15 protein-coding genes, 2 tRNA genes and 3 rRNA genes are annotated in these 21676 nt (G+C 38.3%); 12 read left to right on the top strand and 8 right to left on the bottom strand.

From position 1 onward, the window contains the following. Nucleotides 1-325 precede the first annotated feature (325 nt). The 5 genes from B0M43_RS20830 to rrf all read left to right on the top strand — a co-directional run bounded on the left by B0M43_RS20830 (nt 326) and on the right by rrf (nt 5526). Nucleotides 326-1839, top strand: a 16S ribosomal RNA gene (locus tag B0M43_RS20830). A 123-nt stretch (nt 1840-1962) separates the two neighbouring features. Continuing rightward, nucleotides 1963-2036, top strand: a tRNA-Ile gene (locus B0M43_RS20825). Nucleotides 2037-2181: 145 nt separating this feature from the next. Continuing rightward, nucleotides 2182-2255: transfer RNA gene (locus B0M43_RS20820), tRNA-Ala, on the top strand. 148 nt (nt 2256-2403) lie between these two features. Next, nucleotides 2404-5287, top strand: a 23S ribosomal RNA gene (locus B0M43_RS20815). 129 nt (nt 5288-5416) lie between these two features. Further along, a 5S ribosomal RNA gene (gene rrf, locus B0M43_RS20810) occupies nt 5417-5526 on the top strand. Together the 16S, 23S and 5S rRNA genes with 2 tRNA genes alongside form the textbook arrangement of a ribosomal RNA operon. A gap of 272 nt (nt 5527-5798) precedes the next feature. Here rrf and B0M43_RS20805 read toward each other — a convergent pair. The 7 genes from B0M43_RS20805 to B0M43_RS20775 form a co-directional block, all read right to left on the bottom strand. Further along, the gene (locus tag B0M43_RS20805; protein WP_078005237.1) at nt 5799-6245 is read right to left on the bottom strand and encodes a CopD family protein; all 447 of its coding nucleotides are present in this window, start codon (nt 6243-6245) and stop codon (nt 5799-5801) included. A gap of 444 nt (nt 6246-6689) precedes the next feature. Further along, entirely contained in the window at nt 6690-7421 is a 732-nt protein-coding gene (ric, locus tag B0M43_RS20800; protein WP_078005236.1) for an iron-sulfur cluster repair di-iron protein, read from the bottom strand. Nucleotides 7422-7558: 137 nt separating this feature from the next. Next, the gene (locus tag B0M43_RS20795; protein WP_078005235.1) at nt 7559-9796 is read right to left on the bottom strand and encodes a nitric-oxide reductase large subunit; all 2238 of its coding nucleotides are present in this window, start codon (nt 9794-9796) and stop codon (nt 7559-7561) included. A 41-nt stretch (nt 9797-9837) separates the two neighbouring features. Further along, a complete protein-coding gene (gene azu / locus B0M43_RS20790; RefSeq protein ID WP_078005234.1) occupies nt 9838-10362 on the bottom strand; it encodes an azurin in 525 nt (174 codons plus the stop codon). Nucleotides 10363-10509: 147 nt separating this feature from the next. After that, nucleotides 10510-12504, bottom strand: coding sequence for a TonB-dependent receptor plug domain-containing protein (locus B0M43_RS20785; protein ID WP_078005233.1), 1995 nt, complete (start codon nt 12502-12504; stop codon nt 10510-10512). 61 nt (nt 12505-12565) lie between these two features. Continuing rightward, nucleotides 12566-13417 (bottom strand): FixH family protein, encoded by an 852-nt coding sequence (locus tag B0M43_RS20780; RefSeq protein ID WP_078005232.1) that lies wholly within the window; start codon nt 13415-13417, stop codon nt 12566-12568. 82 nt (nt 13418-13499) lie between these two features. Next, entirely contained in the window at nt 13500-13907 is a 408-nt protein-coding gene (locus B0M43_RS20775) for a hypothetical protein (RefSeq protein ID WP_246860158.1), read from the bottom strand. A gap of 88 nt (nt 13908-13995) precedes the next feature. On the opposite strand from B0M43_RS20775, the gene B0M43_RS20770 reads away from it, so the two are divergent. Genes B0M43_RS20770 through B0M43_RS20740 form a run of 7 tightly spaced genes read left to right on the top strand, consistent with a single transcriptional unit; the run spans nt 13996 to nt 20671 of the window. After that, entirely contained in the window at nt 13996-14472 is a 477-nt protein-coding gene (locus B0M43_RS20770) for a cytochrome c family protein (protein WP_078005230.1), read from the top strand. A 37-nt stretch (nt 14473-14509) separates the two neighbouring features. Further along, complete coding sequence (nosZ, locus tag B0M43_RS20765) at nt 14510-16483, top strand: Sec-dependent nitrous-oxide reductase (protein WP_078005229.1); 1974 nt, start codon at nt 14510-14512, stop codon at nt 16481-16483. Between the two features lie 57 nt (nt 16484-16540). Further along, complete coding sequence (locus B0M43_RS20760; RefSeq protein WP_078005228.1) at nt 16541-17545, top strand: nitrous oxide reductase accessory protein NosL; 1005 nt, start codon at nt 16541-16543, stop codon at nt 17543-17545. A gap of 34 nt (nt 17546-17579) precedes the next feature. Beyond that, nucleotides 17580-18812, top strand: coding sequence for a nitrous oxide reductase family maturation protein NosD (locus tag B0M43_RS20755; RefSeq protein ID WP_078005227.1), 1233 nt, complete (start codon nt 17580-17582; stop codon nt 18810-18812). Next, nucleotides 18809-19531: an ABC transporter ATP-binding protein gene (locus tag B0M43_RS20750; protein WP_078005226.1), complete on the top strand. Its 723-nt coding sequence runs from the start codon at nt 18809-18811 to the stop codon at nt 19529-19531. Before B0M43_RS20755 ends, B0M43_RS20750 begins: the two co-directional genes overlap by 4 nt. After that, nucleotides 19515-20282, top strand: a complete 768-nt coding sequence (locus B0M43_RS20745; protein WP_078005225.1) for an ABC transporter permease subunit — start codon at nt 19515-19517, stop codon at nt 20280-20282. The genes B0M43_RS20750 and B0M43_RS20745 overlap by 17 nt, the downstream gene beginning before the upstream one ends. A gap of 17 nt (nt 20283-20299) precedes the next feature. Continuing rightward, nucleotides 20300-20671, top strand: coding sequence for a group III truncated hemoglobin (locus B0M43_RS20740; protein WP_078005224.1), 372 nt, complete (start codon nt 20300-20302; stop codon nt 20669-20671). 140 nt (nt 20672-20811) lie between these two features. Here B0M43_RS20740 and B0M43_RS20735 read toward each other — a convergent pair whose 3' ends face one another. After that, nucleotides 20812-21408 (bottom strand): Crp/Fnr family transcriptional regulator, encoded by a 597-nt coding sequence (locus B0M43_RS20735; protein ID WP_078005223.1) that lies wholly within the window; start codon nt 21406-21408, stop codon nt 20812-20814. Nucleotides 21409-21676: the final 268 nt, after the last annotated feature.

Below are 21676 nucleotides of genomic sequence, written 5' to 3'. Positions count from 1 at the left end.
AACAGAAGTTACATTTGCACCCCGCAAAACACGGAAAGTTCATTGAGAGATTGGTAAGGTTTGGAAGGAAAAAAGAAAAGAAATTTTCTTAAAAAAAACTTCAAAAAACATTTGCCACTTTAAAATAAGTTTTCTACTTTTGCACCCGCTTTGAGAAACAAGCGATATTGAAAAAGAAACACGTTCGTAGACATATTGAATTGACAGCCGTTTTAACAGAGATGTTAGAACAAAAGAATAAGAGTAATGGAATCGAGAGATTTGAAAAACCGATAGAGAAAACGTCGAATAATAATTAGTCTTAAGCAATTAAGACAAACAATATACGATGAAGAGTTTGATCCTGGCTCAGGATGAACGCTAGCGGCAGGCTTAACACATGCAAGTCGAGGGGTATAGTTCTTCGGAACTAGAGACCGGCGCACGGGTGCGTAACGCGTATGCAATCTACCTTTTACAGAGGGATAGCCCAGAGAAATTTGGATTAATACCTCATAGTATATAGCCCTGGCATCAGGATTATATTAAAGTCACAACGGTAAAAGATGAGCATGCGTCCCATTAGCTAGTTGGTAAGGTAACGGCTTACCAAGGCTACGATGGGTAGGGGTCCTGAGAGGGAGATCCCCCACACTGGTACTGAGACACGGACCAGACTCCTACGGGAGGCAGCAGTGAGGAATATTGGACAATGGGCGCAAGCCTGATCCAGCCATGCCGCGTGCAGGATGACGGTCCTATGGATTGTAAACTGCTTTTATACGAGAAGAAACATCCCGACGTGTCGGGACTTGACGGTATCGTAAGAATAAGGATCGGCTAACTCCGTGCCAGCAGCCGCGGTAATACGGAGGATCCAAGCGTTATCCGGAATCATTGGGTTTAAAGGGTCCGTAGGCGGTTTAATAAGTCAGTGGTGAAAGCCCATCGCTCAACGGTGGAACGGCCATTGATACTGTTAGACTTGAATTATTAGGAAGTAACTAGAATATGTAGTGTAGCGGTGAAATGCTTAGAGATTACATGGAATACCAATTGCGAAGGCAGGTTACTACTAATTGATTGACGCTGATGGACGAAAGCGTGGGTAGCGAACAGGATTAGATACCCTGGTAGTCCACGCCGTAAACGATGGATACTAGCTGTTGGAAGCAATTTCAGTGGCTAAGCGAAAGTGATAAGTATCCCACCTGGGGAGTACGTTCGCAAGAATGAAACTCAAAGGAATTGACGGGGGCCCGCACAAGCGGTGGAGCATGTGGTTTAATTCGATGATACGCGAGGAACCTTACCAAGGCTTAAATGTAGATTGACCGGTTTGGAAACAGATCTTTCGCAAGACAATTTACAAGGTGCTGCATGGTTGTCGTCAGCTCGTGCCGTGAGGTGTCAGGTTAAGTCCTATAACGAGCGCAACCCCTGTTGTTAGTTGCCAGCGAGTCAAGTCGGGAACTCTAACAAGACTGCCAGTGCAAACTGTGAGGAAGGTGGGGATGACGTCAAATCATCACGGCCCTTACGCCTTGGGCTACACACGTGCTACAATGGCCGGTACAGAGAGCAGCCACTGGGCGACCAGGAGCGAATCTATAAAACCGGTCACAGTTCGGATCGGAGTCTGCAACTCGACTCCGTGAAGCTGGAATCGCTAGTAATCGGATATCAGCCATGATCCGGTGAATACGTTCCCGGGCCTTGTACACACCGCCCGTCAAGCCATGGAAGCTGGGGGTGCCTGAAGTCGGTGACCGCAAGGAGCTGCCTAGGGTAAAACTGGTAACTAGGGCTAAGTCGTAACAAGGTAGCCGTACCGGAAGGTGCGGCTGGAACACCTCCTTTCTAGAGCCCCAATTGTTAGTAGTAATACACGATGGGGAAAAAAGATGTTTATCTAAAGGATCTGAATTTTAAAGTTCAATTACTCTTGCTGTTAGTTCAAATAATAAATTTTAAGTAAAACAGAGTCTCGTAGCTCAGCTGGTTAGAGTACTACACTGATAATGTAGGGGTCGGCAGTTCGAGTCTGCCCGGGACTACTTTTTAAATTGTTAATTATAAATTATGAATTGTAAATTATAAAAAGACAAAATAAAGAGACTGTAAACTTGAAAAGGAAATTCTAGAGTTGAGGCGTTATGAATAATAATTCATAATTCATAATTCACAATTCATAATTAGATTGGGGGATTAGCTCAGCTGGCTAGAGCGCCTGCCTTGCACGCAGGAGGTCAACGGTTCGACTCCGTTATTCTCCACTGGTTTACTATAAAGATAGTAAATAAAAGTTCATTGACATATTGAGATAAGAAAATAATAAAAAGTAGAAAGCGTTTTTTGTTATAAGTAGCAATACAAATAATAAAAGACAAAAAAAAACGGTCATAATTGATTTTATGATTGGTACAATAAGCAAAATAAGGGCGTATGGGGGATGCCTTGGCTCTCAGAGGCGATGAAAGGCGTGATAAGCTGCGAAAAGCTGCGGGGACGGGCACACACCGATTGATCCGCAGATACCTGAATGGGGCAACCCACTATGTTGAAGACATAGTACACCGATAGGTGGGCAAACCCGCTGAACTGAAACATCTAAGTAGGCGGAGGAGAAGAAAACAAAAGTGATTCCGTAAGTAGTGGCGAGCGAACGCGGATTAGCCCAAACCAATGTTGTTACGGCAAGATTGGGGTTGTAGGACCACGAGATTTTATGCACAAGGAACCGGAAGTTACTGGAAAGTGACGCCAAAGAGGGTGATAGCCCCGTATGGGTAACGAGTGTAATAGATAGTGGTATCCTGAGTAGGGCGGGGCACGTGAAACCCTGTCTGAATTTGGCGGGACCATCCGCTAAGGCTAAATACTCCTGAGAGACCGATAGTGAACCAGTACCGTGAGGGAAAGGTGAAAAGAACCGTGAATAACGGAGTGAAATAGATCCTGAAACCATACGCTTACAAGCGGTCGGAGCCCTTTCGTGGGGTGACGGCGTGCCTTTTGCATAATGAGCCTACGAGTTAACGTTGCTGGCAAGGTTAAGTGGTTAAGCCACGGATCCGTAGCGAAAGCGAGTCTGAATAGGGCGCTTTAGTCAGTAGTGTTAGACGCGAAACCGTGTGATCTACCCATGGGCAGGATGAAGCTGTGGTAACACACAGTGGAGGTCCGAACCGGTTGACGTTGAAAAGTCTTCGGATGACCTGTGGGTAGGGGTGAAAGGCCAATCAAACTCGGAAATAGCTCGTACTCCCCGAAATGCATTTAGGTGCAGCGTTAGTTATAAAGTTATATAGAGGTAGAGCTACTGATTGGATGCGGGGGCTTCACCGCCTACCAATTCCTGACAAACTCCGAATGCTATATAATGTTCACTAACAGTGAGGGCTTGGGTGCTAAGGTCCAAGTCCGAGAGGGAAAGAACCCAGACCATCAGCTAAGGTCCCCAAATATACACTAAGTTGAAAGAACGAGGTTTGTCTGCCCAGACAGCTAGGATGTTGGCTTGGAAGCAGCCATTCATTTAAAGAGTGCGTAACAGCTCACTAGTCGAGCGGACGAGCATGGATAATAATCGGGCATAAGTGTATTACCGAAGCTATGGATTTAGAGTTTACTCTAAGTGGTAGGGGAGCATTCCAGCAGGGTTGAAGGTGTATCGTAAGGTATGCTGGACTGGCTGGAAAAGAAAATGTAGGCATAAGTAACGATAATGCGGGCGAGAAACCCGCACACCGAAAAACTAAGGTTTCCACAGCTATGCTAATCAGCTGTGGGTTAGTCTGGTCCTAAGGCGAACCCGAAAGGGACAGTCGATGGCTAACGGGTTAATATTCCCGTACTACTAATTACTGTGATGGGGTGACGGAGTGATGAAAGCGCCGCGAACTGACGGAATAGTTCGTTGAAGTACCTACCTATAAGCTGCGCAGGCAAATCCACGCGGCTTGGGGAAATACGATAGTACTCGGAGTCTTCGGACAAAGAGATAGTGCGCCTAAGGGCTTCCAAGAAAAACCTCTAAACTTCAGGTAATTAGTACCAGTACCGTAAACCGACACAGGTAGTTGAGGAGAGAATCCTAAGGTGCTCGAGAGATTCATGGCTAAGGAATTAGGCAAAATAGACCTGTAACTTCGGGAGAAAGGTCGCCCCCAGCAATGGGGGCCGCAGTGAAGAGGTCCAGGCGACTGTTTATCAAAAACACAGGGCTCTGCAAAATCGTAAGATGAAGTATAGGGCCTGACACCTGCCCGGTGCTGGAAGGTTAAGAGGAGATGTTATCTTCGGAGAAGCATTGAATTGAAGCCCCAGTAAACGGCGGCCGTAACTATAACGGTCCTAAGGTAGCGAAATTCCTTGTCGGGTAAGTTCCGACCTGCACGAATGGTGTAACGATCTGGACACTGTCTCAGCCATGAGCTCGGTGAAATTGTAGTAACGGTGAAGATGCCGTTTACCCGCAGTGGGACGAAAAGACCCTGTGCACCTTTACTATAGCTTAGTATTGACCTTGGATAAATGATGTGTAGGATAGGTTGGAGACTATGAAGCGGCGTCGCCAGGCGTTGTGGAGTCATTGTTGAAATACAACCCTTTGTTTATCTGAGGCCTAACCCCGTTTTGCGGGGGACATTGCTTGGTGGGTAGTTTGACTGGGGTGGTCGCCTCCAAAAGAGTAACGGAGGCTTCTAAAGGTTCCCTCAGTACGCTTGGTAACCGTGCGTAGAGTGCAATGGCATAAGGGAGCTTGACTGAGAGACATACAGGTCGATCAGGTACGAAAGTAGAGCATAGTGATCCGGTGGTTCCGCATGGAAGGGCCATCGCTCAAAGGATAAAAGGTACGCCGGGGATAACAGGCTGATCTCCCCCAAGAGCTCATATCGACGGGGGGGTTTGGCACCTCGATGTCGGCTCGTCACATCCTGGGGCTGGAGAAGGTCCCAAGGGTTGGGCTGTTCGCCCATTAAAGTGGCACGCGAGCTGGGTTCAGAACGTCGTGAGACAGTTCGGTCTCTATCTACTGTGGGCGTTAGAAATTTGAGTGGATCTGATTCTAGTACGAGAGGACCGAATTGGACAAACCTCTAGTGTATCTGTTGTCCCGCCAGGGGCACCGCAGAGTAGCTACGTTTGGAAGGGATAAGCGCTGAAAGCATATAAGCGCGAAACCCACCACAAGATGAGATTTCTTTTAAGGATCGTGGAAGATGACCACGTTGATAGGCTATAGATGTAAAGGCAGTAATGTCATAGTCGAGTAGTACTAATAATCCGTAAGCTTATGTACACCCTTTTCCCCCGATGCAAGTCGGGGGGAGAAACTTTCTAAAACTAAAATACTTTTCTTTATCTCAGTATGTTAAGATATTGTGTAATGTTGACTAGCTAAGGCTAATCACCCATTGCAAAACGGCCTTAAGGTGGTTATTGCGGCGGGGCTCACCTCTTCCCATCCCGAACAGAGTAGTTAAGCCCGCCTGCGCAGATGGTACTGCAGTTATGTGGGAGAGTATGTCGTCGCCTTTCTTTTAAGAATCCTTCCTGATTTATCGGGAGGGATTTTTTGTTTATATCACTTTGTGAAATTTACCGCAAAGTACGCAAAGGTTTTTTTTATTGTCTGTACTGCTGTCTTTATTAAGGTCGCAAAGGCTGTTCGTTGCGAACTTTGCGTAATCCCCTGCGTTCTTTGCGGTTAATAAACTTTACCAAAACCAGCGACCGGAAGTTCGTCAGCGATTGAACAAGTTCAAAAATTGATCATGATATTCTGTTGGAGTACATATTAAAATACGTCTTTAGATCCCTCCATATCTTATTGTTGAACCCAAAATAAGCATACTAAGTCCTATTACAGTTACGCTTATAATCGAAAATGCTATTTTATTGAGATTGTACTTAGTGAGATTTGGAATTACATAAATTTGAGTATAGAGTGCAAGAACAAAAGTTAGCATTAATAAAACCAATTTTATCGAAACTACTTTTTCTAAACTGCCGGAAAAATGAAACCATGATTGGTACGTAATTCCAAAATCATAGGCCATCCAAATTCCTGTTATAATCAGGGCAATTAAAGAAGATATACCAAGTGGTTCGAATTTTTTTTCAAAGTTTAATATAATTAAAGGTTCTTTTTTTCTTAAAGCAACTGGCAGAAAAACAATACTAAGCGTAAGATGGCCTCCAATCCAGATCGTTGCAGCAATAAGGTGAATTATTAAAAGTATATGGTGTAAAGTCATAATACAGATTTTAATTTAAAGTATTGGGGTTAAAAGAATTAAGACATATTGTATTCATTCTCCGTAAACAGCTGTAATATTTGACGCTGATATATTTTTATGGTTTATTTCTTTATCACAATAATTTAAGTCGCTGAGCTTGGAGAAATTATTCTTTAAAGAATTGTACAAAGTGATTTCCTTCAAAGTTTTATTTTAAGATACTTTATCATCTTTATAATATCTATTATTTTTTATGGAATTGTTTATTCGCCACCACTAAACACGCCAATATATAATAATCCAATTCTGGATTTAAGAAAAATCCAATTTTCCTTTCTTTTTATCTGGTGTTTAATTGACACTTTTGAAGGCTTTTTGAAGCGCATCCTAAATTTTTAACGCTTCAAAAAGCTTGTAATCTCCGTTTCATTTGATCACATATTTTTCTATCATTTATGATATTTAGAGCACTACTTCAAAGTTTTTTTCAAGAACAATTGCTCTTGGAAATAATATATTGTTTTCCATATGGATATGCTTGTGCAGGTCACGTTCAAATTCTTCCAGCATCAAAAAAGTAACTTTATAAGTATTGCACGCATCTCCCGGAGGAGTATAATTATGGGTAAGTAAAGCTATTTTTTTAAAGCGCTGTCCTTCAATATCATGTTCTTCTTTCATCAAAACTACCTGATTTTCGATTGTTCCAAAATGTGGCATTTGAAGCAATTGGCCTTTATTGTGCGCTATTTTCATTTTTCGGATATAGGGAAAAAGAACCTCTTCTTCTCTTTTCATATGAGTAGCAAGATCTGCGGCAGATTCAGTAAAAAGGGTGTTGATTTCAAAAAGTTCAGGATGTACTTCACCGTGAACACTGCATAATTTATTTAAAAAGCGACATAGGACCGGCGTTTTTTCTTCTACATACCTGTGATGCGTTTTTTCGATATAATCTGTTAACAGATCCAAAGGCCATGATTTATAATCAAAAGTTTGGTTCGCCGAATTATTTTTTGCACGGTCAAGCTCTTCGACAAGAAGATATTCTTCGATGTTTCGCTTTTTGCAAACTTCTTCTAAAGTACGATGTCCTTTGCAGCAAAAATCAATATTATATTTTGAAAAGATTGCTGCGGTTCTGAAATCATTTGCTACGATTTCGCCAATTGTGGTTGGGTTTGTTGTTGTCATAGAATTAAGTTTTTATAATGGATTAAGATTAAAATCGGCTGAAATGAGATTTTTACGATCGTATTTTTTAATTTTCGGCTTTTTTTTAATTTTTAAGAAAAAGAATTCCGGGAATTTTAACTCCCGGAGATTCAGGTTTATTTACTTTTTTTTCGAAGTGTGAGTTCAAAAACAAACCAGCACAAAGCCAGTACGCCAAATCCGAAGATAGTGTCGCCAATTGCTCTAAGCCATTTTAAGGTTACCATGGCTGGCTGTTGCATGAGTTCAGCAGAACGTGCATACCACATTCCGTGCTCGATACTTTCTATAGCCTGCCATATTCCAACCGGAAGAAGACTCATTAAAGCCATGGCCAGCAAGCCAATATTGGTAGACCAGAATATGAATTTCATTAATTTTTCATTCCATCTCTCTTGTCTGTACAAACTGCGCAGTACAAAAAGCATCAAACCAATTCCCAGCATTCCATAAACTCCAAATAAGGCAGTATGTCCGTGCAAAGGCGTTGTATTTAAACCCTGAACATAATACAAGGCAATAGGCGGATTAATGATAAATCCAAATACTCCAGCGCCTAAGAAATTCCAGAAAGCAACAGCAATCATAAAATAAATAGGCCATTTATAATCTTTAATCCATTGGGTTGATTTAGAAAGTTTGTAGTTGTGGTAAGCTTCATAACCAATTAAAACCAAGGGTACAATCTCTAAGGCACTAAAGGTTGCTCCAAGCGCCATAACAGCCGTGGGAGTTCCGGCGAAATAGAGATGATGGAAGGTTCCTAATATTCCGCCAGACATAAAAATGATGGTAGAGAAAAGAACATTAAGTGTAGCTGTTTTTGTTTTTAACAAGCCCAGACGAACAAATAAAAACGCGATTACAACAGTAGCAAATACTTCAAAGAAACCTTCTACCCATAAATGTACTACCCACCATCTCCAATATTCGGCAATGGCCAGATTGGTTTGTCTTCCCCACATGAGTCCGGCAGCATAGAAAGTAGCGATAGCAGTACATGAGATCAGGAACATAATGATTAGATTTCTCTCGCCGTTTTTTTTCTTCAGGACCGGTAATAAGGGGCGAACCATAAATGCCAGCCAAAGAAACAATCCTACAAGAAGAAATATTTGCCAAAACCTGCCCAGATCTACATATTCGTAACCTTGATGACCAAACCAAAAGTTTTCTACCAGATTAAGTTTCTGCATAACACCAAACCATTGTCCTGCCATAGAACCTAGTACAATTACAAGTAAGGCATAGAATAAAAAGTCAACCCCAAATGTTTGAAACTTTGGATCTTTGCCGGAAACCGCCGGTGCAATATACAATCCGGTGGCAAGCCAGGCCGTCGCTATCCAGAATATGGCCAGTTGAGTATGCCAGGTTCTTGTTACGGCATACGGAAGAATTTGATCTAACGGAACTCCAAAGAAACCGTTTCCTTCTACACCATAGTGCGCAGTAATGACACCCAGTATAACTTGCAGCACAATTAAAAGGCTTACGACCCACAAATATTTTTTTATTCGGTACATCGAAGGTGTTTTTCCTTGTTTCAGCAAAGGATCCTGAACCGGTACTTCAAAATGTTCGTCTTCTCCTGATCGTACATGATAAAAAATAAGAATTCCGATGCAGAACAAAAGCAGTATGATACTGACTCCTGACCAGACCAAAAGATCTTTTGTTGCCACATTTCCAACCAGTTCATCTGATGGCCAGTTGTGGGTGTATGAAATTTTCTGATTCGGTCTTTCTGTTACAGTAGCCCAGGTTGCCCAAAAGAAAAAAGCATTCATTTTATGCATTCGTTCCGGATCTTTTACAGACATTTTAGGAATAGCATAATTATTACGGAGCGTATCGAATTTAGGATCATCCATAAACAAACCTTCATAATATTTGCTTAGGTATTCTATGGCTTCAATTCTGTTTTGAGAAATCGTGATAACACCAGTAGTTTTGTCGTAGGTATTTTTACGCACATCATTCTGGAGTCTGATTTTCATGCCTGCCTGCTGTTCCTCTGTTAGTTGGGCATAAGTTTTTGAATATTCTTTTTGAGATAATTTTTCGAGAATAAAGACAGCTTCTCTATGCAGCCAGTCTGCAGTCCAGTCTGGCGCTACATAAGCACCATGTCCCCAAATGGTTCCCACTTCCTGACCTCCAATGCTTTGCCAGATATTCTGGCCGTCTTTTATTTCCTGAGAGGTAAAAATTACCGTTTTATCAGGGCTTTTTATTTGGGTAGGAATAGGAGGTGCCTGCTGATAAATCTCGTATCCGTAATATCCTAATACTGAAAAAGAGATACACATTACGAGTGCAAATCCTATCCAAAGTTTTCTTTCCTTATTCATTTATAATGATTTTGAGTTTTATTTATTTAAAAGCCAATGAATTATTCTACAATTAGCTTTCCTTTCATCATTGATACATGTCCGGGAAAAGAACAGATAAAATCGTACGTTCCTTTTTCATTAATAGTAAATTCGATGGTATCACTTTCTCCGCCGCCAATTATTTTGGTATGAGCAATTACTTTTGCTTTTTCAGATGCAGGTATGTAATCTGTATTTTTTGCATCTACGGCTTTTTGTGTAAAATCAGAAATATCTGTACCAGGTGTCAGAATGACTAAATTATGTCCCATTACCGTTTTCTCCATCTTGCCAACATGTTTCAGGGTAAGGGTGATTTTTCCTGCCGGAGCTCTTAGTTCATGCAAGGAATACTGCATTTGATCATTACTTTCAATATGCAGATCATTTGTAGCCGCAGGAGTTTCAACAGGATGTTCTTCGTAGGGTTGTTCCGTTGCAGTAGTTTCAGCAGGTGCTATATCTTTAGCCTCTTTTTTTCCACATGAAAATAAACTAAAAATGGTAAAAATAGCTAAAACGGTAATCTTGAAAGATGTTTTCATTGTTATGGGTTTTGAATGTTATTGAAAAATTTTAATACTGTAAAAGTATCACCGCAATCTTTTTTAGTTTATGATTCCAATCATAAGGACTATTTATTTTTTTAGCCTTTTTAAAAGTTGTAATGCTATTTTTTATTGTTTTAAAATTTAGTCAAAACTGTAAACAAGATTGATGAAGAAATTACGTCCCATTCGCGGTATTTTGTTCCAGTCTGAAAAAGTGGTGTAATATTTATCGAATATATTTTCAACACCTGTCTGCAGTTTTATTTTGTTTTGATTCCAATCGAAAGCATAACCTGCATTAATATTAAAAATCAAATAATCAGATGTTTGGGTTTGTCCGTACGCTTTGGCAAAATCATTTTGCGCAAGATTTCCCGAGGCTAAAATTCCTGCATTGAGTTTATTTTTTTTAAATTCGATTCCGGCATTATATCGAAGCGGACTTATAAACGGAAGATTATTATGATCGTCATCTTTGCCCAGACTATAAGCAATTAATGTTTTGATGTTCCAGTTTTGCGAAATTGAATATTCCAGATTAAAATCAGTATTAAAAATCGAAGCGTGATCAAGTGCATTGTAAATTTTTATACCAGATGCTCCAATAGTCATAGGCAAAGTTTTCGAATCAATTTTTCCTATTATGTAATTCGAAATATAGAAATACGAAGCTGTAATTTTAGATGTTAAGCGGCTGCTTTTAAATCCAAAAGAAAAATTTCCTTCAACAGCCTTTTCATTTTTTAAATTTGGATTTCCTATATAATCATAAAAATCATTGCTGTTGTAGAGATAGAATCCATAACTTTCAGAGACGGAGGGCGCTCTTTCGGCGTAAGCCAAACCAAAACCATACTCCAGTTTTCCTTTATTGGCAGTATAATTTCCGGAGAAACTCTTTAAAAAGCGATTTTGTGTCGCCTTCATTTCAGGATAAAAAATACGAAGGCTTTGCAATCCAAAATCATTGGCTACAGTATTAGAATGAAATCCCAGATTAGTACTGATTCTAAGTACAGCTTCCTTCGAAATTTTAATATTATCTTCTAATGATAATCCGTTGTAGAAAGTGCGTACATCCGGCCAGGTATACATAAACATAAGATTCTCATTTGTATCAGCAGGATACATGGTCATTTCGGCTACAGCCTTATTATAAAAAGTATTCAAATCGGCCAAAAAATCATGGTTTTTGATCTTTCCTTTTATTTTAGAATAAAAACCAAAGGTTTCAGACGATCCCGGCATATCCATATGAATGGGCACCGAAGGCCTTTTAGTATCGTCCATTTTGTGTTTAATGGTATTAAAATAACCCTTTGTTTCCCAGTTCGAAACAACACTGTTAACCGGAATATATTGATAACTCAGCGCCACGATTTTGGCTTCTGCCAATGAAACATCCATAGGAAGTGCAGGATAACCAACGTTTGTGGCTTTGTCGTAAATGGCAGTAGCTTCGAGTATATTTTTTTTATTGATGTTGTAACCTGCAGCGGCCGAAATATTATATTTGGTAAATTGCGAAAAGTCAATTTCTTTTCTATCTCCGGCTTTGTAGTTTTCGGCATCCCGACGCATAAAATCTATTCGGGTAAAAAAACTACTATCATTATATCCCAAAGCGGCACCAATAATTTTTTGCTGATTATTACTTTCGTAACCGGAATTCAGACTAGTATTCCAGCCGTTTGCTTTCTGATTCAATTGATTGCGTTTTAAATCGATCGAACCTCCAATTGTTGCTCCGTGGCAACTTGCCTGCTGACCAGATGCAACTTTTGCCTCAGATAAATTAGAGACTTCGACATAAGAAGTTACCGGATCCATTTTGTCTGTACAGGCACCAAAAATGCGCATGCCATCGATGGTAATTACAGTACGTTCGGTCGACATATTGTTAATGGTGGGTTCCCACGCATAAGAACCTCTTTTGATCATATTTATTTTGGAAGATCCACTAAGATAATCCTCTAAAGAAGTTAACGATTTAGGCTGTTTGAGATTTAAAGGTGTTTTTTTTCCTATTACTATAATTTCATTAAGATTTACAGCTGCGACAGTATCATTCTTTTTTTCTTGCGCCCAGCAGACTGTTGAAAATACAGCTAAGAGGATGGCTATTGTATTTTTCATTGTGAAATAATTATAAGAAAGAGACAGCGAAAACCATCTCTTTCTTGTTATTGGTAAGTTTTTAGAATTCTATTTCTAAGAATAAACTACTTGCCGGATTTTCTGTCGTTATGGGTTCTCCCTTTAGTACTTGATCTGAAGTGTTTAAAAGCTGCAGATTAATTCTCCAGTATCCCGTCATGGTCAAGGAAAATTTTCCTTTATAAAATCCATCCTTCAAGGATTGAGTTAAATCGGTATTGTTTGGCGAACCATGATTTCCCATGCTTGGCATTCTGGGATCGATTTTTATTTTAAAATTATTCACTGTAGAAAATGTCATCATATCCTCCATTTTATAAAGGCCTAAACTAATATCATTCGTAGCGACTTTTGGATTTTGAGGAGCAATGTAAGCGACCAGATAACGAACGCCGTCAATACCGTTAAAAGTGCTAACGGTTCGTTTTGCGGAAGCCGGAACTTTGATAATATCCTTCGCCGTAGACGAAATACTATCAACGGTATAAGTAAGAGTCAGATTCCAGTATTCAGTGTCATTTTGAGCCATTTGAAAGATAATATCGCCTTCATATAACGTTTGTTTATCTGCTATTTTGGTCACAATCGATTTTGGACAAGAATGTTCCATCATGGCCATATGCATTACTGGGAGCCAGTTTATTTTGGCATTACTAACGTAGGCATTTGTTTTTTTGTCTTTGATTCTAAGAGTGATATGATTGTACCCCTGAACTAAAGCGCCGCTTTGAGAATAGAGTTCAATAATGTGATTCTCGTTCACTATTTCCTGAATTTTTTGCAGCCCCGTGGTTTCATCGATTGGAGTTTTATCAGCAGCATTTTCATCGGATGAACAAGAAAAGAAGAGAATAGCTAAAGCTAAAAGAGTGGTGTATTTTAAAATTTTCATTTGAGTATTAATTTGAATTAATGATAATATGGCTTCCGCCGAATGTAAATCCGGAGAAGAAAAATTAGAAATAAAAGAAAAATTAATACCAGAAAATAGGCGGACGAAATACAGAAGCAGTAGCGGTAAGGGAGTACAGATTTTTATAGACGGAGTTTATCGCTACAAGAGGTTTTTTAATACTTTCAAAACTAAAAACCGGAATGTTTACCAGGAAAAGCAAAGCAGTTTCGAAGGTTTCACTTTTTTTCTCGCTTGAGGCAGGCACATCATTTTTATATGCTTTTGCCAGTTCTTTTTTTAAGTGACATTTTCCGTTACAGCCCAGTTTTGGAGTGTCTTTGTTTTCGCATAATTCTGTTACAATGTAATGGTAGTTCAAAATGTAGTCCAGAATTGGAAACGCTGGTCTGAACACGACTGCAAACAGGAATATATAAACACAAATTTTCATAACTGTATTTTGAAAGTACGAAGGTATTGTGAACATTTTTTGCAGTGTATGATTACAGTCATACTTTAAGAGATACAAGTTTTGGAATTTTGTTCAATAGTTTAACAAAATAAAAACCATAGTAATGAACAGATTATTTTTAGTAACAATGTTCGGTCTTTTCTTGTTTGTGTCTTGCGGAAAAGAAAAATCGAATACAGATCAGGATTTTTCGACTCCCTCGGTAGAAGAGAAAAAAGCTGAAGCAGAATCGTATGATCCTAAAAGAGGATTAGGAAAATTTTCTACTATTGAATTAGGTACTTCCTTAGACAAGTCAATGGCAGAAAAAGGATTAAAAGTAGCCGAAGTAAAATGCACTTCCTGCCATAAACCTACAGACGAAAAATTAGTAGGACCCGGATGGAAAGGGGTTACAGAACGCAGAACCCCGCAATGGATTATGAACTTTATTACCAATCCTGATCCTATGATCGACAAGGATCCTGAATTGCAGGCGCAATTAGAACTCTGCATGATTCGTATGCCTAATCAGGGGCTTACAGATGATGAAGCCAGAAATATACTGGAATATATGCGCCAGATTGACGGTATAAAATAATGCTAACCATAAAATTATAATGCTAAATAAAAGTCTTATGAAGAATAAATTTTTAAAATCAGTTTTCGCCCTTACGTTGGGGTGTGCCTTTTTTGTTTCCTGTAAACCTAAAGATTCTAGTGATACTGTAGAAGGTGATGCTGCACAAAAAGTATATGTTGCTCCGGGTAAATACGATGAATATTACAATTTTGTATCTGGAGGTTTTAGTGGGCAGGTGAGCGTTTACGGACTTCCAAGCGGAAGATTGTTAAGGGTGATGCCGGTATTTTCGCAGGATCCCCAAAGTGGTTATGGCTACAGTGAAGAAACCAAAGCGATGCTGAATACTTCGCATGGTTTTGTGCCGTGGGACGATCAGCACCACATGGATTTATCACAGACTAATGGTGAAGCAGACGGAAGATGGCTTTTTGCCAATGCTAATAATACGCCAAGAATCGCACGTATTGACCTGAAAACTTTTAAAACGGCAGAGATAATTGAGCTTCCAAATTGCGGAGGAAACCATTCCTCTCCTTTTATTACACAAAACACAGAGTATGTAGTAGGAGCGAGCCGTTTTAGTGTACCGGCAGATAATGATAATGGCGATGTACCTATTAATACCTATAAGAAAAACTTTAAAGGACATATTAGTTTTGTAAAAGTTGGAAACGAAGGAGAGCTTGATCTTGCCTTTCAAATTGTAACTCCGGGCGTTAATTTTGATCTTAGTCACCCCGGTAAAAAAGAATCTCACGGCTGGTTCTTCTTCTCTTGTTATAACACAGAACAAGCCAACACATTGCTTGAAGTTAATGCATCAAAAAATGATAAAGATTTTATCATGGCAGTAAACTGGAAAAAAGCGGAAGAGTATATCAAAGCAGGGAAAGGAAAACGCGTACCTGCCAATTATGTTCATAATACCTGGGATGAGAAAACCCAGACTGCAAAATCTGAAACTAAGAAAGAAGTATTGATTTTGGATGCTGCAGAACTTAAAGATATTTGCTATCTGATTCCATGTCCTAAATCACCTCACGGCTGTGATATTGACCCAACGGGTGAATACATTGTGGGAAGCGGAAAATTAGCAGCATTGATTCCGGTATTCAGTTTTACAAAGCTTAAAGATGCCATTGCCAAAAAACAGTTTGATGGAACTTATGCCGGAATTCCGGTAGTTAAATATGAAGCAGCTCTTTATGGTGAAGTTCAAAAACCTGGACTAGGACCTTTGCATACAGAATTTGACGGAAAAGGGAATGCGTATACAACCATGTTTGTATCTTCTGAAGTTGTAAAATGGAATATTAAAGACCTGAAAGTTTTAGATCGAAAAGCTACTTATTATTCACCAGGACATCTTATGATTCCGGGAGGAAATACAGAAAAACCTTTTGGAAAATATATGGTAGTGTATAATAAAATCACAAAAGACAGATTCTTGCCAACAGGACCTGAATTGGCTCAAAGTGCACAATTGTTTGATATCAGTGGCGATAAAATGAAACTTTTATTAGATTATCCAACCATCGGTGAACCGCATTATGCACAAGGTATTCCGGCTGATAAAATACGTAATAACGGTCAGTTGAAATATTACAAAATGGCAGACAACCAGCATCCATATGTTGCCAAAGGAGAAAAAGAAACCAAAGTAGTGAGAGAAGGAAATAAAGTACATGTTTACATGACTTGTATTCGCTCTCATTTTGCTCCTGACAATATTGAAGGAATTAAAGTTGGTGATGAAGTTTATTTTCACGTTACTAATTTAGAACAAGATTGGGATGTACCGCACGGATTTGCGATTAAAGGGGCTAACACAGCCGAATTACTGATCATGCCAGGCGAAACGCTTACACTAAAATGGGTTCCTCAGAAAAAAGGAATGTTCCCATTCTACTGTACCGATTTCTGCAGCGCACTGCATCAGGAAATGCAGGGTTACGTTAGAGTTTCACCTGCAGGAAGTAACGTTCCCATTACTTATAGTTTAGGTACAAATTTACCAAAGGAATAGCTAGTAACCCATAAAGGGAACAAAGTTTTCTTTGTTCCCTTTTTATTTCGATTTATCATGAAAAATCAAACACTTTCAACTTTTTCTAAAGTAGTACTCTTTTTGTGCAGTCTGCTTTTAATAGGGTCCATTTTTGTACCCATGTGGAGAATAGAACTCAGTGCACCACAATATCCTGAAGGCTTGGTTTTAAAACTGCATGCTACTAAAATAGCCGGAGATGTTGATATTATAAATGGTCTTAATCACTATATTGGGATGAAGACCCTTCATACAGAAGATTTTATAGAATTTAAAATCTTGCCTTATATTTTAGCTTCATTTGGTGTCATTGCAATAAGCGGTTTGTTTTTTGCAAAGCGAAAATTGCTCCACATCTTTTTCTTCGCTTTTTTACTTTTCGCGGTATTAGCAGCTGTCGATTTTTACCGCTGGAACTATGAATATGGTCATAACTTAGATCCCAATGCAGCCATTCGGGTTCCGGGTATGGCGTACCAGCCGCCACTGCTTGGTTATAAACAATTATTGAATTTTGGTGCTTATTCTATTCCTGATATTGGCGGATGGATGCTTATTACTGTTGGCGTTTTACTTTTTTTGGCCATCATAAAAGAGAAAAAATCAGTTTCACCTCTCGATAAATTCTTCGGCATTTTAATTAGTACTTGTTTTCTTTTTTCATGCTCAGGCGATAAAGCAATTCCAATTAAATTGAATACAGACAATTGTGATTTTTGTAAAATGGGAATCAGTGATGGAAGATATGCTGCAGAAATTATTACCCAAAAAGGCAGGGCGTATAAGTTTGATGATATTGCCTGTATGGCCAATTTTGGTAAAGAACATCAGGAGATGCAGATCAAAGCCTATTATGTAAATGATTACGCCAAAGAAAATGAATTGATTAGAGCAGAGAAAGCTTTCTTTATCTCTGGCGGTACCATAAAAAGCCCCATGCATGGGAACATAGCGGCATTTTCGAACAAAAGTGAGGCAAAAGCTTTTAAAGCAATATCAAACGCAAACGAAACAGAATGGACGGCTATTATAGAAAAATAAAGCTGGAATAAATGCTCATTACAACCCACTAACCATGAAAATATTCTTCTGTCTTTGTCTCTCAATGTTTCTCACCTGTCTGCATTCGCAAAAAATAGAAGTAGGTAAGGATAAAACCATCAAAACAATAAAAAAAGCGATTGAACTCGCAAATCCCGGTGATACTATCGTGGTTTATAAAGGTGTTTATAAGGAAGGAAACTTAATTGTAGATAAAAAAATAATACTGCAGGGAAATGGCTTACCTATTCTCGATGGAGAAAAAAAATATGAAGTGGTTTCCATCAAAGCCGATAGCGTAACTTTTGCGGGTTTTAAAATCATCAATTCGGGCTACGGTTCCCTCAATGACCCTTGTGGCATTAAAATATACAACAAAACAGCAGTTACCATAAAAAACAATATTCTTGAGAATAATTTTTTTGGAATTTATGTTCAAAAAGGAATTGGCTGTATCATAAAAAACAATACGATCAAAGCTTATCAAAAAGAGGAACAACGAATAGGAAACGGGATTCATTGCTGGAAAAGCGACAGCATACAAATTATCGGCAACAGAATTTCCGGACATCGTGATGGTATTTACTTTGAATTTGTTTCTAATTCTATTATCTGGAGAAATATCTCAAAAGAAAACATTCGATACGGACTTCATTTTATGTTTTCTAATGATGATTCCTATATCTCAAATGTCTTTAAAAATAATGGTGCGGGCGTAGCAGTGATGTTCACGAAAAATGTAAAAATGTTCAATAATTATTTTGAAGAAAATTGGGGAGATGCCGCTTATGGTTTATTGTTAAAAGAAATTTCAGATAGTCATATTATAGGAAATAAATTCATTCGCAATACTTCAGGAATTTATATGGAAGGAGCAAGCCGGATTATGCTTTCAAAAAATATTTTCAAAGACAATGGCTGGGGCATGAAAATTCAGGCAAGCTGCATGGATAATGAGATTTCCTTTAATAATTTTCTCGCCAATACTTTTGACATTAGCACCAATGGAAGTTTAGTGCTCAATCATTTTAATAACAATTATTGGGATAAATACGAAGGATATGATCTTAATCGGGACGGAATTGGAGATGTGCCTTTTCATCCGCTGAGTCTTTTTGCTGTTCTCACGGAAAACAATCCTTCGGCAATGCTGTTATTCAGGAGTTTTATGATTACGCTTCTTGATAAATCAGAAAAAATTCTTCCAAGTATTACACCCGATAATTTTGTCGATCAAACTCCCGAAATGAAATCTCTTGTATTATGATTACTTTAGAAAATATAAATAAAAAATTTGGCAGACTTCAGGTATTGCAAGATGTGAATCTTCAGTTTAATGCAGGAGAATGTATCGCCCTTATTGGCCCAAATGGTTGCGGAAAAACGACCTTAATCAAATCTGTTTTAGGAATGGTTTTGCCTGGCAGCGGTGATATTTTATTCCATAAAAAATCCATTCTAAATAAGTTTGAATATAGAAATAATATTGGATATATGCCTCAAATAGGCCGTTATCCGGATAATATGACTATTGAGCAAATTATTGCCATGATCAAAGAAATTCGAAATTCTAAAGACACGCTCGATGAAGATTTGATAAAAGCTTTTAAGCTCGATAAAATGAAAGGCAAGCAAATGAGAACACTTTCCGGCGGTACAACCCAAAAGGTAAGTGCTGCATTGGCCTTTCTTTTTAATCCTGATGTGTTAATACTTGATGAACCCACTGCAGGTCTTGATCCTCTGGCAGCAGAAATTTTAAAGCACAAAATCATACATCAAAAAAATGAGGGAAAGTTAATCCTGATTACCTCTCATTTGCTTAGTGAACTTGACGATATGATAACCCAGATTATTTTTATGCAGGATGGGAAAGTCCATTTTCATAAAACGATAACCGATTTGCTTGAATCAACAGGCGAAAACAAAATTTCAAAAGCTATTGCAAAAATTCTAAAAGAAAAGAATCATGAACAGGATTATTAAAATTGTACTATTAGATATTCTTAAAAATAAAATTATACTGAGTTACACCTTTATTCTGGCTTTATTATCCTGGGGCTCTTTTGGTTTGGAGGATAATTCAGCCAAGGGATTGCTGACAATCCTGAACGTAATTTTATTTACGGTTCCGTTAGTTTCGATACTTTTTTCAACAATATATCTCTATAATAGTTCAGAATTTATTGAGCTGCTGCTCAGCCAGCCTTTAAGACGAAAAAAAATATGGATGAGTTTATTTGCCGGACTTTCTATCGCGATGGTATTTGCCTTTTTATTGGGTGCAGGAATTCCTCTTTTAATTAACGCACCTGATGCTGCAGGATTTATGATGCTTTTGTCAGGATGTTTAATTTCGATTGTGTTTGTATCATTGGCTTTTTTGAGTTGTATTTTGACCCGTGATAAAGCAAAAGGAATAGGTTTAGCAATCATGTCCTGGCTGTATTTTGCAATACTTTTTGATGCATTGGTACTATTTCTATTATTTCAGTTTGCCGAATATCCTATCGAAAAGGCAATGGTGGCAGTAACGGCATTAAGTCCAATAGATCTTGCCCGTATTCAAATCTTGCTGCACCTTGACCAATCGGCGATGATGGGATATACTGGAGCTATTTTTAAAGATTTTTTTGGAACGACACTCGGACTAACAATCTCTTTTGCATTATTGGTTTTATGGATTGTGGTTCCGTTTTTTATCTCACTTCGAAAATTTAAAAGAAAAGATCTTTAATCGTTTAAGAAAAGAATATGAAAACAGATATTAAAAACAAAGAAGACATCAAAATACTGGTAGATGCCTTTTACCAAAAGATTCGAACAGATGCGACTATTGGATATTTATTTACCGAAGTTGCCGCTGTCAATTGGGAAAAACATCTTCCGACAATGTATGATTTCTGGGATAATATTCTTTTTTACACTGGAAATTTTGACGGAAATCCAATGATGAAACACAGAGCGCTGAACCAGAAAAGCAGTTTAACCAAAAGTCATTTCAAGCACTGGACTAAATTATGGAAAAACACAGTCGATGATTTATTTGAAGGTCAAAAGGCGAGTGAAATAAAGATCAGAGCAAATAATATTTCAAAAGCAATGATAAGTAAAGTGATACAATAAAAAAGAAACTTTTTAAAGTTCCTTTTTTACTTCTATAAGAGCAGATACTGAATTAATAATTTTGGGCTAACCTGAAGTAAAGAAACAGAAATTGATAAAATTTATCCGATACGAGTGATGGTTAACTGCTGGAATCTCATTCAATAAAAAAGTTTATGATCGACAATTTCAATTTTTTTTACCTTATTCATAAGTGAAATCGTGCGTATAACAGTCTCTACACGTAAACCGGTAAAATCTGCAATTTCCTGTCTCGTGTAAGGAATTCTCATTTTTTGACAGGCAGTTACATTATTTTGTTTTTTTAAATTATCAAGAAAATATTTTATACGGTATTCCGGCTTATGATTTATTATGTTTTTAGAAAAGACAATTTTATTGTAAATTTTCCAGGCAAAAACTTTTAATATTTTAATCTGTATATCAGGATTTTCCTGAAGAAAGGCAATGAATTTTCTCTTAGAAAGTTTCAGTAAAACACAATCTGTTTGTGCAATTGCAGAAGCCGGGTAAGGCTGTTCGATAAATAGCGGAGGTTCTCCAAAACTGTTTCCTTTTTCAAAAATTCCAATAGTAAGATCTTTACCGTCTTCGTTCGTATAACTCATTTTTACGGTACCTTCCAGTATCTGATAAAAAGACAAAGGTGGATCATCCTCATAAAAGATAATAGTATTTTTGGGTACTTTTTTGGCTACTGCCCCCCAGGTATAAAGTAAGTCAGTATCAATATGCATTTTTACAGGTTTTTAATACATAAATATCAGGCTCAGGACAGGTTGCTGTATTCTTGAAATTTTTGTTGTCAATTATCATTAGATAGTTTTGTGGTATTGTTAGTTTAAAACAAAATAACAAATTTGAACAGCCAAAAAACATGATAAATGTTAGGTATTAAGAGTGTTACGAGGCTGCAAGAAATTTTCTTACCGCCGAATTCTAAACTAAATAGGGTTAGTCTTACATGATATTGAAGCTTCAAAAAATGGAAGATCTTTTCTTCTA

It is taken from the genome of Flavobacterium sp. KBS0721 (genome assembly GCF_002007065.3).
Taxonomy (GTDB): domain Bacteria; phylum Bacteroidota; class Bacteroidia; order Flavobacteriales; family Flavobacteriaceae; genus Flavobacterium; species Flavobacterium piscis.
Note: the sequence above shows the minus strand (reverse complement) of the source record. Positions and strands in the feature narration are given on the sequence as shown.

Bases quoted from the DNA above. Each gene is read 5' to 3' on its own strand.
- B0M43_RS20750 (WP_078005226.1), top strand. From the start codon at position 18,809: ATGATTACTTTAGAAAATATAAATAAAAAATTTGGCAGACTTCAGGTA.
- B0M43_RS20795 (WP_078005235.1), bottom strand. From the start codon at position 9,796: ATGAATAAGGAAAGAAAACTTTGGATAGGATTTGCACTCGTAATGTGT.
- B0M43_RS20760 (WP_078005228.1), top strand. From the start codon at position 16,541: ATGAAAAATCAAACACTTTCAACTTTTTCTAAAGTAGTACTCTTTTTG.
- B0M43_RS20770 (WP_078005230.1), top strand. From the start codon at position 13,996: ATGAACAGATTATTTTTAGTAACAATGTTCGGTCTTTTCTTGTTTGTG.
- ric (WP_078005236.1), bottom strand. From the start codon at position 7,421: ATGACAACAACAAACCCAACCACAATTGGCGAAATCGTAGCAAATGAT.
- B0M43_RS20775 (WP_246860158.1), bottom strand. From the start codon at position 13,907: ATGTTCACAATACCTTCGTACTTTCAAAATACAGTTATGAAAATTTGT.
- B0M43_RS20745 (WP_078005225.1), top strand. From the start codon at position 19,515: ATGAACAGGATTATTAAAATTGTACTATTAGATATTCTTAAAAATAAA.
- B0M43_RS20735 (WP_078005223.1), bottom strand. From the start codon at position 21,408: ATGCATATTGATACTGACTTACTTTATACCTGGGGGGCAGTAGCCAAA.
- nosZ (WP_078005229.1), top strand. From the start codon at position 14,510: ATGAAGAATAAATTTTTAAAATCAGTTTTCGCCCTTACGTTGGGGTGT.
- B0M43_RS20740 (WP_078005224.1), top strand. From the start codon at position 20,300: ATGAAAACAGATATTAAAAACAAAGAAGACATCAAAATACTGGTAGAT.
- azu (WP_078005234.1), bottom strand. From the start codon at position 10,362: ATGAAAACATCTTTCAAGATTACCGTTTTAGCTATTTTTACCATTTTT.
- B0M43_RS20780 (WP_078005232.1), bottom strand. From the start codon at position 13,417: ATGAAAATTTTAAAATACACCACTCTTTTAGCTTTAGCTATTCTCTTC.
- B0M43_RS20755 (WP_078005227.1), top strand. From the start codon at position 17,580: ATGAAAATATTCTTCTGTCTTTGTCTCTCAATGTTTCTCACCTGTCTG.
- B0M43_RS20785 (WP_078005233.1), bottom strand. From the start codon at position 12,504: ATGAAAAATACAATAGCCATCCTCTTAGCTGTATTTTCAACAGTCTGC.
- B0M43_RS20805 (WP_078005237.1), bottom strand. From the start codon at position 6,245: ATGACTTTACACCATATACTTTTAATAATTCACCTTATTGCTGCAACG.